Consider the following 12,288-nt stretch of genomic DNA (forward strand, 5'->3'; position numbering starts at 1 on the left):
CAGCGGCTACATGTTTCCCTGGCCCACGTCCGAAGCGGCTGCAGCAGCGTTTTCTTCGTCGAGGTAGTCCTTGATAGCGCGGTCAAGTGTTCCCTGAGCGCTCAGGATGTAGTCAATGGCGTCGCGTCCGGCGCCGAAGCCGCCTGGGTTGGCGGTGATGTAATGGGCTACGTCTTTCACCTGGGGACGGGCGTTCGCGGTGGCGATGGCGAGGCCACAGACACGCAGGACGGGGAGATCGATAATGTCGTCTCCGACGTAAGCGACTTGCTCGAGTGATACTCCAGCTTTAGAGGCGATCTCATTCATCGCATGCATCTTGTGCGCCTGGCCCTGGTAGACAAACTCAAGCTTGAGATCGCGGGCGCGGATGGCCACGGTCTGCGAGTTGCGCTTGGTGATGATGCCGACGCGAAGGCCACCGAGGCGGGCGAGGGAGATACCTAAACCGTCGTGAGCCGAAAAGCCTTTTACCTCGAGGCCTTTGCCGTCTTCTCCAGGAATGAAGAACAGCTGACCATCAGTAAGGACGCCATCTACATCGAAAACGAGGACTTTGATCTTGCGGGCGCGGATCGCGGCGAGTTCGGCGGGGTCAAGGTTCATACCGCCATGATACTTGGGCTCCCATAGGCGGGAGCCCCTTCGAGTGAATTTAGCGCCAGTGGCCTTCGACCCAGACATACCCTCCAGGGCCGTTGCGCCAGCGACCGGGAACCCAGCGGGCACGCGGACGGGGCGGCTGCTCGTAGGCTCCGGGAACCCAGACGTAGCGGGCTCCGTCCCAGCGGTGGTAGCCGTTATGCCATGCCCAGTCGCGGTGCTCGGGCGGTGGCGGCGGGATGACTTCGCGGGGAGGGGGTGGCGGGCCGATGCGGATAGCGACCTGGGCCTGAGCGATTCCGGCGCTGAGAAGGAAGCCGCAGGCTCCGAGTAGAAGATACTTTTTCATGTCGTTCTCTCCTTACTGCTGAGAGCTAGGACACGGGTTCCACCGGTAAGGTTGCGGTGGAAACAGGGGCTAAAACAGAAACGGCCGCAGCTTGCGCCACGGCCGTTTCTCGTTCTTGCTGCGTGAAATCTTAGGAAGGCTGGATGTTCGAAGCCTGCTTGCCCTTGGGTCCCTTGGTGACTTCGAAGGTCACTTTCTGACCTTCCTGGAGGGACTTGAACCCGCTGGAGACGATCGCGGAGTAGTGAGCGAAGAGATCCTCGCCTCCATCATCCGGTGTAATGAAGCCAAAACCCTTTGCATCGTTAAACCACTTTACTGTTCCACTTGCCATAATGTTGCTCCCTGCTAGACCAAATGTGCGCCCGCACCTTCAAGCCTAGCAGGATCCGGGCGAGTGTGCGGGAAGATTCGGCTGAGGCGTAAGATTGTGCGGATTCGGTCCGGAAGGCGATTTAGTCGTCGTCTCGCTTGTTCCGGCGCCTGAGAAAGACTCCCAGCGTGCCAATCCCGGAGATCCCGGCAACCCCGATCCCGACGATGGCGATGACCCCGAGGACTCCTGTGAGCGCCAGCGCAATGCCCGCCTGAAGGGCCTGCGCGATGATCTGAAGGATCGCGTGGATCAGAGAGACGAGGATGCGGACAATCGGCATGAAGGTTGAACGGAGGGTTCAGATAGGTAGATCGCCGGGCGGGGGCTTTGGTTGTTCGGAGGAGCTTTTGCTGCATGCTAGAATCCGCGGAATGAGACCGAAACTGAGGCTTTGGCGGGATTGTGCGATGTCCTGTGCTGGCGTTTTGCTTGTGCTTGGCGGGACTTTCACGGGCAAGAACGCGGTGGCGCAAGGCGCTTCGGCGAAGCTGCCGGTGCGTTGGGAGGAGCTGACTGGCGCGGACTTCTCGCGGGGAATCAAGCAATCGCAGGGGACTTGTCTTCTGCCGTTCGGCATCCTTGAGAAGCATGGCCCTCACATGCCGATCGGATCGGACCTGGTGAATGCCCGATATGCGGCACTGCATGCGGCTGCGAACTCCTATGCTGTCGTGTTTCCGGAGTACTACTTCGGGCAGATCGCGGAGGCTCGCCACGAGCCTGGAACAATGGCTTATCCGCGTGAGTTGCAACTGGCTCTTCTGCAAGCAACGACCGATGAAATGGCGCGCAATGGGTGCAAGAAGATCCTGATCGTGAATGGTCATGGCGGAAATGCCAGTCTGTTGCCTTACTTCGCGCAGACGCAGTTGGATAAGCCGCACGATTACGTCGTCTATCTGTTCAATCAAAGAACGCCCGCTTCAGGCGGTCCCAGGAAGAAGACGACCGTCGATGAGCATGCGGGTGAGAGTGAGACGTCGAAGATGATGATCGTTCGTCCCGACCTGCTGCACATGGATCGAGCGACCGCGGAGTCCGGTGCGGACCAGCATCGATCGACGCTTCCGGATGGGGTCTACACGGGCATCTGGTGGTATGCGCGGTTTCCGGATCACTACGCAGGCGATGGTTCAGCGGCGACTCGTGAACTGGGCGAGTACCAAATGAAGTGGTGGGTGGATTCGGTGACGACGGCGATCGAGGCTATCAAGGCCGACAGCACAAGTCTTCGGTTGCAGAACGAGTTCTACGAGAAGAGTGCGCACCCGCTCGACACAGCTCAGTAGAGCGATCCGGCTACGGCTGCGCCTGCTGAAGCATCTTCTGGCGGTGCTTCCGGATGTAGTGCGCGGCGATCGTGGGGTAAAACTCACGGATCGAGGTGAACGCCACGTCGCGCATCACGGAATAGCCGAACTTTGTCGCCAGCGTGCCGAAATCGGTCGCGCCAGCCGGGTAGTAGGTCCGCGAGACCACCTGCGTCAGCACTTTGCCGCCGAGTCCGGCGATGTTTGGCGTCTCGCGCCCGCTGTAGGTTCTCGCGACGGCCTGCCGGCTGATGACGTACAGCGACCGCCTGAAGATCGTGCCGTGACCGAGTCCGTAGTAGCGTGTGTCCTCGTGCAGAAGGCTCGGCAACGCGAATGCCGAAAGGTAGGTTCCGTCTGTCTTATCGAGGAAACCGCGCCACGTGTACGCCCAGAAACCATCGACGCCCTTACCGAGCACCGGGTGGGAGTTGATTCCTTCCGCCGACAGCGAAGTGATGCCGAGGAACAGGAAGGACGAGTAGTCGAAGGCCTGATGGCTGGCCACCTTGAAGTTCGTTCCCCACGAAGGCTTCGGAGGAACTGTTCCGGCCGAGACAGAACGAAAGTTCGGCATGAATCCAAGAATGCGCTTCGGCTGCTGCTGCTCGAGCGGGATCGGATTCCCATTCGCATCCAGGTCGACGGGATAAGGCGTGCCCTGCTTCTTCTTTTTGTCGCTCGCTTTCGCGGCCTTCGCCTCAGCGGAGTCCTGCCGGTCGGGATAGAAGCTGAGTTCGGGAACGCCAGCGTCTGTCCAGTCCGTACGGGAAGAAGACGAGGCCGGGGAAGCCTCTTCCGCGATCTCGGGGCGAATGCTGGAAGCGATCAGCACCTGCGACGGAGCGTCAGGCAGCATGGAGCCTTGTTGCGCGTACGCGACGGAGGACGTCAAGACAAGAACCGGTAGAAGAAGGCGCAAAGGAACTCCAGGCGGGATAAGTGTTTAGACGTCTCAGGTCACCCGGGAGACTCATCCTCCGCGCATGTCCGCAAAATGGGGATTGAAATGGTCCAATCAACACGATTCACACACGCGCAACATCACCCGATAAAGGCCTGTACGATGATGATTGGAAGTGAGAGGTGGAATGAACGAAGGCCGTTGGGTTTTATTGATTGCGAGCGAAGTTGGCCGCACCGATTCCGTGTCAGATCGCGCAATGGAGCGCCTGGTCAGCGCTATCAGCGATGAAGGATATGAGGTCGTCCGGACCTCGACGCCGGAAGACGGTTTATCGCTCGTCACCTCAGACCCAAGTTACTCCGCCATCTTGCTCGACTGGGATCTTGAAGGCGAATCGCAGTTCGACGAACGCGCCGCGCTGCAGATTCTTCGCGCAGTCCGCCGCCGCAACAAGAAGATCCCGATCTTCCTCATCGCCGACCGGACCCTGGTCTCGGAACTCCCCCTTGAAGTGGTCAAGCAGGTCCACGAGTACATCCACCTCTTCGGCGACACGCCAGCGTTCATCGCCAACCGCGTGGACTTCGCCGTCGAGCGCTACCACGAACAGCTTCTTCCGCCCTACTTCCGCGAACTGAAGAAGTACACCGACCAGGGTGCCTATTCCTGGGACGCCCCTGGCCACATGGGCGGAGTCGCTTACCTGAAGCATCCCGTCGGGCAGGAGTTCCACAGCTTCTTCGGCGAGAACCTGCTGCGCTCCGATCTCGGCATCTCGACCGCGCCGCTTGGCTCCTGGCTCGACCACATCGGACCTCCGGGCGACTCGGAGCGCAACGCCGCCCGTATCTTCGGTGCCGACTGGACCTTCTACGTCCTCGGCGGATCGAGCACGTCGAACCAGATCGTCGGCCACGGAGTCATCGCGCAGGATGACATCGTCCTCGCCGACGCCAACTGCCACAAGTCGGTCTGCCACTCGCTGACCGTCACGGGGGCGCGCCCGGTCTACTTCAAGCCCACCCGCAACGGCTTCGGCATGATCGGCCTCGTACCGCTCAAGCGCTTCAGCCCGGAGAACGTCGCAGCGCTTATCGCCAAGAGCCCGTTTTCCGCCGGCGCGCCTTCCCAGCTTCCGACCTGCGCCGTCGTGACCAACTCGACCTACGATGGGCTTTGCTATGACGTCGATCGCGTCGTGACCGAGCTTGCCAAGTCTGTCCCGCGCATCCACTTCGACGAGGCGTGGTATGCGTACGCCAAGTTCCACAACATCTACAAGGGACGCTTCGCCATGGGCGTTCCGGACGACATGCCTGACCGCCCCGCCATCTTCGCCGTGCAGTCGACGCACAAGATGCTGGCCGCGTTCTCGATGGCGTCCATGGTCCACATCAAGCTGAGCCCGCGCGCTCCGCTTGATTTCGACCAGTTCAACGAAGCCTTCATGATGCACGGCACAACGAGCCCGTTCTATCCGTTGATCGCAAGCCTCGACGTAGCGGCAGCCATGATGGACGAGCCCGCCGGCCCGACGCTGATGAGCGAGACCCTCCAGGACGCCATCAGCTTCCGCAAGGCGATGTCCTCGATTGCGCATCGTCTGCGCGCCGCGGAGCAGGGCTGGTTCTTCCGCCTCTACCAGCCTGAGTTCGTCTTCGATCCGATGGACGGCGAAACCTATCTGCTGGAAGAGGCGGCCGACGGCCTACTCACCAACCAGTCAAGCTGCTGGACGCTGAAGCCCGGCCAGGATTGGCACGGGTACCAGGATGAAGACATCGCCGACGGCTACTGCATGCTCGACCCGGCGAAGGTCACGATTCTGACGCCCGGGGTGAACGCGCAGGGTGTTATCAGCGAGTGGGGCATTCCCGCCGCTATCCTGACCGAATTTCTCGATGGCCGCCGTGTCGAGATCGCCCGCACCGGCGACTACACCGTCCTTGTTCTCTTCTCGGTCGGAACCTCGAAGGGCAAGTGGGGCGCGCTGCTCGAGAACCTCTTCGAGTTCAAGCGCCTCTACGACTCCGAAGCACCTCTCGAAGAGGCTCTTCCGGAGCTCGTCTCTAAGTATCCCGCGCGCTATCGCAATGTGACGCTCAAGGAGCTTTCAGACGAGATGCACGCGGCCATGGTCGAACTGAACCTCGCCGGCCTGGTGAACGATGCCTGCGACGAGGACTTCGATCCTGTCCTGACCCCGGCGCAAACCTACCAGAAGCTCGTGCGCGGCGAGACCGAGCGGCTTCGCTTCGCCGACCTCGCGGGCCGCATCGCCGCCGTGATGCTCGTTCCCTACCCTCCGGGCATACCGATGTCCATGCCAGGAGAACGCCTTGGCAGCTCGGAGAGCCCGGTGATCAAGTTGATTCTCGCAATGGAGGAGTTCGGCAAGCGCTTCCCCGGGTTCGAACGCGAGGTGCACGGGATCGAGGTCGACTCCGACGGCAACTACTGGATGCGCGCCGTGATCGAGACGCCTGGGCCAAAGAAGAGGCGCAACGGGAAGAACGGCGGTCCGCCAAGCTCCGCGCCGCGTGTCAATAAGCGCACCAGCGTGACGCCGGTCCGCCGGTCCACCGAATAAACGAAGCCTCCCGGGTGCAGGCCTAGCTGGCGTGGGCCTTCATCCGGAACCTCGGCTCGTAAGGCACAACGGCATCCTTGCCACCGCGCTTCGCGGCATACAGCGCTTCGTCCGCCCGTTCCACGAAATCTCCCGCCGTGCGCGCATCCGCCAGCCCGGCGACCCCCATGCTGACTGTCACCTTGCCGTGATCAAACGAAATTTCGCTCAGCGCGGCGCGAAAGCGCTCCGCCCACTGCACCGCCTTCGTTACGGAGGCATCGGGAAGAAGCACGACGAACTCTTCGCCGCCATGCCTTGCGGCCATATCGGTCGTGCGAACGGTGGATCCCAACACTTCGGCGAGCTTGCGTAAAACTGCGTCGCCTGCCGCGTGACCATGCTGATCGTTCACCTTCTTGAAGTCGTCGATATCGAGCAGGACAACAGAAAGATCACGACCATGCCGCCTGGATCGCGTGAACTCGATAGCCAGCCGTTCGTCAAAGGCGCGCCGATTCCGCAAGCCGGTCAGGCTGTCGGTGACAGAAAGCTGAAGAAGTGTGCGGTTCGCCTCTTCGAGTTCGGCCTGGTACTTGGCCAGTTGCGATGCATTCGCCATCTCGTCGGAGATATCGACCGACAGCCCGGCGAGGAAGATATTGCCGTTGCCATCCGCATAAGGAAACTTCAGGGACCGGTAGTGACTGATCTTCCCGTCCGCTCCTGGTGCTTCTTCCACGTATTCGTGCTTCTCGCCCTCGGCAAGCACTTCAAGATCATGCGCCCGGTAGATCGCAGCCTTCTCAGTCGGCCAGATTTCGTGGTCGAGCTTGCCGAGCCAGTCGTCAGCAGTGATACCGAAGACTTCGGCAAAGATGCGGTTGTAGTACAGCATCCGCCCGTCAGCATCCTTGATATAGCTGACGAAGGGGCTGTTATTCATAAACGTGCGGAAGAGCGACTCGCTCGCGCGAAGATTGGCCGAGAGCGCCTTCTGCTGCTCGAGACTCTGCTCAAGGGCGACGCGCTTGGCGCGAAGCTCGATGCGGGCCTCGACCTGTTTCGACAGCACCTCGAGCGCCTTGCTTTGTTCGCGGGTTAACGTTCGTGGTTTGCGGTCGATCACGCAGAGTGTTCCGAGCGCATTGCCATCCATGGCGGAGACGGGGAACCCGGCATAAAACCGGATGCACATCTCGCCGGTCACCAGGGGATTGTTCCTGAAGCGGGCGTCTTCGGCCGCGTTCTCCACCACGAACAGGTCGGCCGTCTCGATCGCATGGGCGCAGAAGGACATGCTGCGGGGAGTCTCTTCGGCCGTCACGCCAAGAGCGGACTTGAACCATTGGCGATCGCGGTCGACGAGGGAGATCAGGCTGATGGGGGTGCCACAGATAGCAGCCGCTAACTCCACAATCTCGTCGTACTCCGTCTCGTGCGGCGTGTCGAGGATGTGGAGCTCATGCAGAGCCCGCAGCCGTCGTTCCTCTCGCGACACCTCAGCGTTCACCGTTCCCAAGTCTCGCGCTCCCGCGAGGGACGCTTGAGGTGACTCAGCCGACCCTCGACCTGCAACGACAATCATCCCTGAAGAAGCGTCATCCGAAAAGGCAACGAAAGTGGGATCCAAACGGGAACAACCCGACCTAATGTTTGATAAGCCACATAACCCAGCTCGCCGCGATCGTCGAGCCGACAAGAAGGACAAAGCAGTATGCGCCAAAGCGAATCATCATCTTCGATTCCGAACGCATCGTGATACCGAAGACAATCGACATAAAAAAGGCAAACAAGACCACTGCGGTGAAATGGGTCACGAAGCTTTCCTCCCATTTGCGAGCGAATGGGCGTCGACGGCCGCGATGAGGTTCAGCAGGCCCGCCACGACGAGGAACTTGGTTCCGTAGTCCGCCACAGCGATCTGCACCGAGGCGTGTCCCCAGTCGAACATCCGGGCGCAGACATACAGAAGGCCTGAGCCGAGGTCGCCGGCGAACCCGAGAATATCCAGCAGGTCTCCCGTATTGGGCGTGTAGATCTTGCCCTCAAGGCCGATGCCGATGGCGAACATGCTGACGATTGAAACCAGAAGGAGCGCGCCGCGAATCGGCTTCTTCAGCAAAAAGTGGCCCGCACCGGGAATCAACCAGCCTGCAAGTAGAACCACCGTCGGAGATATCCCTGCCCGGCCGCTTACTCTTGCCGGCACCTGCACCTGAGTCGTCATCGGTCTTTATCTTATCGCAGCGCGGACTATATCCGCACAAGCTCGCGCTGTACCCGCCCCGTCACCTCGGCCACGCCTTTGCGGGCGATCATGTCGACCTCGTTGCGCACGCCGAACTCGCCGGTGAAATAGAGGCCAGGCTCGACGGAGAAGCAGGTATTCGGCAAGATGCGGCGCACATCGTGCGTCTCGAGGTTGTCGAGGTGGGCTCCGCTGCCGTGCAGAACCGGCCCAATATTGTGGCCCGTCCGATGGGTGAAGAACTCGGCAAAGCCCGCATCGCGGATGACCGCGCGAGCGGCATCGTCCGCCTCCCAGCCCTCCACCGGCAGCCCGGAAGCGAAGCGCCGCCTGACCAGGTCGATGGCAGCATCACGGGCGTCGCGAACGACGTCGAAGACCTTCTTCTCCCGACCGGTCGGCTCGCGATCGACCACACCAGTCCATGTGATGTCGTAGAAGCAGGCATCCGGCCGATCGACCTTGCCCCAGATATCGATCAGCACGAAGTCCCCGCGCCGAATGGGCCTTGAGCTTTCCGGAGTCGGCTCGTAGTGGGAATCGGCGGAATTCGGCCCGACGCTGACGTTCGGCCCATGCTCCCAGACGATGCCATCGCGTCGCATCGCCTGGGACAGCCATTCGACCATCGCGAACTCGTCCGTGCCGGCCCCGCGCACACGTCGGCCCATTTCGCGCCAGCCCTCTTCGAGGATCGCGTCGATCTTCGCCTGCGCCACGTAGTGGGTGGCGATCTGTTCGTCCGTCATCACGGCCTCAAACTGGCTGACGAGGTCCGCCGAGCTGACGATCTCCTTGCCCATCTCACGCAGCACCTCGACCGTGCCCGCATCGACCATCGAGACGTACATGATCGCGTTCCTCGGCGAGTACTGCATGGCGATCTTCGTCACGCCATCGAGCAGCGTCGCGAGGCCACTTTCCAGCTCCTGCCAGGACGAGTAAACCGACCTCGCCCCTGGCAACGAATCCAGCCTGCCCGATTCGATGCGGTGGACGAGCTTCTTCGGCTCGCCATGCGCCGGAATCAGGTAGAACCACCGGCGGGTCACATGCCCGGCGGCAAATCCCAGGATCGTATACGCGAGCGGGTCTCGCCCATGATGATCGTAAAAGAGCCACCCATCGAGCTTCTGCTCGCGCAACGCCGCCTGGATCGAATCGAGATTCATCCTGCGATTCTATCGCCGCTTCATGATCGTTCAAATCGCTGTTAGGATGCGGCCATGCCGGGCGAGCGTAACGAGACAAGCAGGATAGGAGCGGGCCTGAGAAGAGCAGTCCTCATAACTGCCGCAACCCTGTTGGGGCTATCGAGTGCCATCGCACAGCAAACAGGTCCTGCCGAGGCGTCCGTGACAGCCGGCCACTACAGCGTCGGCAATCCGATGCTGAGCGCCACCTGGACGATTGACCGCCATCATCTCGACAGCCTCGCGATCACCGACAAGCTGCATCACCGAACAATCCAGCTTCCCGATCCATTCGCAATTCTCCTCGCCGATGGGTCTATCGCCAATGCCGAGACCCTTGAAGCGACCGGCGCACCCGTTCGTAAGTCTCTTTCCGCCCAACCCTCCGCCTCCCGTCTTGCCGAGAGAGTTCCGGGCGTCGAGTTCGATACCCAGCTCGTCAGCAAGGACGCCGCCTTCCATGCGACTTGGGCCGTCATCCTGCGTGATGGCTCGAACTACATCCGCCAGTCGCTCGCCATCTCCGCCGGCGACAAGGATCTGCCCATCCAACGCGTGCAACTCCTCGACATCGCGCTTCCCGGGGCCCAGGTCGTCGGCTCGGTCAAAGGCTCGCCCATCGTCTCGGGCGATCTTTTCCTCGGCTTCGAACATCCTCTCTCCGGAAGCAACGTGGCGCGCGAACGAGCCACCGCTTTCATCGATCGGGAGCTCTCGCTGAAGGCCGGACAATCGGTCACGTACAGCTCCGTCATCGGCGTCGCCCGCGAAGGCCAGATGCGCCGCGATTTCCTCGCCTACGTCGAGCGCGAACGTGCGCACCCCTACCGCACCTTCCTGCACTACAACTCCTGGTACGACCTCGGCTACTTCAGTCCCTACGATCAGGAGGGAGCGCTCGACCGTGTGAACGCCTTCGGGCGCGAACTGCATGAGAAGCGCGGCGTCACGCTCGACTCGTACCTCTTCGACGATGGCTGGGATAACCACGCGACGCTCTGGAGCTTCAACAACGGCTTCCCCTCGGGCTTCAGCAACGTCCGCAAAGCTGCCGAGAAGTACGGCACGGATCCCGGCGTCTGGATGTCACCATGGGGCGGCTACGCGGGTCCGAAGAAGGAGCGCGTCGAGTTCGGACGGCAGCAGGGCTTCGAGGTCGTCAGCAACGGCTTTGCGCTCTCCGGCCCGAAGTACTACGACCGCTTTCGCGATGTCTGCCTGGAGATGATCCGCAAGTACGGCGTCAACCAGTTCAAGTTCGACGGCACCGGCAACGCCAACTCGGTCTTCAAGGGAAGCGCCTTCGATAGCGACTTCTCCGCTGCGCTTCATCTCATCGGCGAGCTCCGGCAGGAGAAGCCGGACCTCTACATCAACCTCACCACCGGCACCTATCCGTCGCCCTTCTGGCTCATCTTCGCCGACTCCATCTGGCGCGGCGGCGAGGACGACGGCTTCGCCGGGGTAGGCCCGTACCGCGAACGCTGGATCACTTACCGTGATGCCGATACTTACGACCGCATCGTGAAGGCCGGTCCGCTCTACCCGCTCAACTCGCTCATGCTGCACGGCATGATCTACGCGAGCCTGCGCGAGCAGTTGAATGATGACCCCTCGAACGACTTCCGCAACGAGGTCCGCTCCTACTTCGGCACCGGGACCCAGTTGCAGGAGATGTATCTCACCCCGTCGCTGCTAAGTGCGCAGAACTGGGACGACCTCGCCGAAGCCGCCAAGTGGTCGCGCGGCAATGCCTCCGTGCTCAAGGACACGCACTGGGTCGGCGGCGATCCGGCGTGGCTCGAGGTCTACGGCTGGGGAGCCTGGACACCACAGAAGGCAACCCTCGTCCTCCGCAACCCGAGCGACAAGCCGCAAAGCATCCGCCTCGATCCACAGCTCGTCTTCGAGCTTCCCAAGGACGCAGCCAGGCGCTTTACGGCTCACAGCCCGTGGAAGGAAGACGCGTCAAAAGCGTCGCTGTCGCTTGAAGCAGGCACGCAGCAGGAGTTCCTGCTGGCCCCGTTCGAGGTGCTCACCTTCGACGTCACGCCGCAATAAACGCTTGCAATGCGTCGTCCTGTTGATCGCGTGACCTGCCTTCGAGCCGAACTTCCGTCTCACCCTAACTGTCCACCAAGCGATCCGCGCAAAGCGTCTCGAGCGGTCTACTTTGATAAGTAGGCAGCACCCGGCAAGGAGACACGTGCCCTATGACAGAGAGCCAGAATCCGGAATCGGTTTGGGACTATCCCCGTCCCCCTCGCCTCGAGGCGACCGCGCGGCAGCTTCGCATCACCCACGGCGGCATCCTTCTCGCCGAAACGACGCGCGCCCTGCGCATTCTTGAGACGAGCCATCCGCCCGTCTATTACATCCCTCAAGCCGACATCGCCATGCAGTTCCTGATCCCGTCTTCGAGCCGCAGCAGCTTCTGCGAGTTCAAGGGGTCCGCCGTCTACTGGAACATCGATCTCTCCGCCGAAGTGGACGAACCGGGATCGTCCACTGTCTCCGAAGATGCCGCCTGGAGTTACCCGCATCCAACCGCCTCGTACACCGCTCTCCGCGATCATCTCGCCTTCTACGCCAACCGCGTCGACGAATGCACGGTGGACGGTGCAGTCGTGATGCCGCAGCCCGGCGACTTCTACGGCGGATGGATCACCTCCCACGTTAAGGGTCCCTTCAAAGGCGCACCCGGCACACGCGGCTGGTGATCGAGACGCG

Annotated in this window: 13 protein-coding genes; 4 read left to right on the forward strand and 9 right to left on the reverse strand. The window is 61.4% G+C overall.

The features are described 5' to 3' along the window. Window positions 1-6: 6 nt before the first annotated feature. The 4 genes from GRAN_RS01840 to GRAN_RS01855 form a co-directional block, all read right to left on the reverse strand. A complete protein-coding gene (locus tag GRAN_RS01840) occupies window positions 7-606 on the reverse strand; it encodes a KdsC family phosphatase (protein ID WP_128911313.1) in 600 nt (199 codons plus the stop codon). A 49-nt stretch (window positions 607-655) separates the two neighbouring features. Then, window positions 656-952: a YXWGXW repeat-containing protein gene (locus GRAN_RS01845; RefSeq protein ID WP_128911314.1), complete on the reverse strand. Its 297-nt coding sequence runs from the start codon at window positions 950-952 to the stop codon at window positions 656-658. Window positions 953-1,082: 130 nt separating this feature from the next. Further along, entirely contained in the window at window positions 1,083-1,286 is a 204-nt protein-coding gene (locus GRAN_RS01850) for a cold-shock protein (protein ID WP_128911315.1), read from the reverse strand. Between the two features lie 121 nt (window positions 1,287-1,407). Beyond that, entirely contained in the window at window positions 1,408-1,608 is a 201-nt protein-coding gene (locus GRAN_RS01855) for a hypothetical protein (RefSeq protein WP_128911316.1), read from the reverse strand. 127 nt (window positions 1,609-1,735) lie between these two features. Here GRAN_RS01855 and GRAN_RS01860 point away from each other — a divergent pair, with 127 nt between their 5' ends. After that, window positions 1,736-2,617 (forward strand): creatininase family protein, encoded by an 882-nt coding sequence (locus GRAN_RS01860; protein WP_241654283.1) that lies wholly within the window; start codon window positions 1,736-1,738, stop codon window positions 2,615-2,617. 10 nt (window positions 2,618-2,627) lie between these two features. Here GRAN_RS01860 and GRAN_RS01865 read toward each other — a convergent pair whose 3' ends face one another. Continuing rightward, the gene (locus tag GRAN_RS01865) at window positions 2,628-3,497 is read right to left on the reverse strand and encodes a hypothetical protein (RefSeq protein WP_192897966.1); all 870 of its coding nucleotides are present in this window, start codon (window positions 3,495-3,497) and stop codon (window positions 2,628-2,630) included. 232 nt (window positions 3,498-3,729) lie between these two features. On the opposite strand from GRAN_RS01865, the gene GRAN_RS01870 reads away from it, so the two are divergent. Continuing rightward, entirely contained in the window at window positions 3,730-6,135 is a 2,406-nt protein-coding gene (locus GRAN_RS01870; protein WP_128911318.1) for an Orn/Lys/Arg family decarboxylase, read from the forward strand. Window positions 6,136-6,157: 22 nt separating this feature from the next. On the opposite strand, the gene GRAN_RS01875 is transcribed toward GRAN_RS01870, so the two are convergent. From GRAN_RS01875 to GRAN_RS01885, 4 genes are all read right to left on the reverse strand, one after another. After that, entirely contained in the window at window positions 6,158-7,627 is a 1,470-nt protein-coding gene (locus tag GRAN_RS01875) for a sensor domain-containing diguanylate cyclase (RefSeq protein WP_241654467.1), read from the reverse strand. A 136-nt stretch (window positions 7,628-7,763) separates the two neighbouring features. Continuing rightward, window positions 7,764-7,934: a hypothetical protein gene (locus GRAN_RS25345; RefSeq protein WP_161570794.1), complete on the reverse strand. Its 171-nt coding sequence runs from the start codon at window positions 7,932-7,934 to the stop codon at window positions 7,764-7,766. Continuing rightward, complete coding sequence (locus tag GRAN_RS01880) at window positions 7,931-8,344, reverse strand: DUF6677 family protein (protein ID WP_128911320.1); 414 nt, start codon at window positions 8,342-8,344, stop codon at window positions 7,931-7,933. Before GRAN_RS01880 ends, GRAN_RS25345 begins: the two co-directional genes overlap by 4 nt. Window positions 8,345-8,370: 26 nt before the next feature. Beyond that, window positions 8,371-9,537 carry a M24 family metallopeptidase gene (locus tag GRAN_RS01885; protein ID WP_128911321.1) on the reverse strand — a complete coding sequence of 389 codons (1,167 nt, stop codon included), beginning with the start codon at window positions 9,535-9,537 and terminating at the stop codon, window positions 8,371-8,373. Window positions 9,538-9,591: 54 nt separating this feature from the next. On the opposite strand from GRAN_RS01885, the gene GRAN_RS01890 reads away from it, so the two are divergent. Then, the gene (locus tag GRAN_RS01890) at window positions 9,592-11,619 is read left to right on the forward strand and encodes an alpha-galactosidase (RefSeq protein ID WP_128911322.1); all 2,028 of its coding nucleotides are present in this window, start codon (window positions 9,592-9,594) and stop codon (window positions 11,617-11,619) included. Between the two features lie 152 nt (window positions 11,620-11,771). Beyond that, window positions 11,772-12,278 (forward strand): DUF427 domain-containing protein, encoded by a 507-nt coding sequence (locus GRAN_RS01895; protein WP_128911323.1) that lies wholly within the window; start codon window positions 11,772-11,774, stop codon window positions 12,276-12,278. Window positions 12,279-12,288 lie beyond the last annotated feature (10 nt).

Source organism: Granulicella sibirica, from assembly GCF_004115155.1.
Taxonomy (GTDB): Bacteria; Acidobacteriota; Terriglobia; order Terriglobales; family Acidobacteriaceae; genus Edaphobacter; species Edaphobacter sibiricus.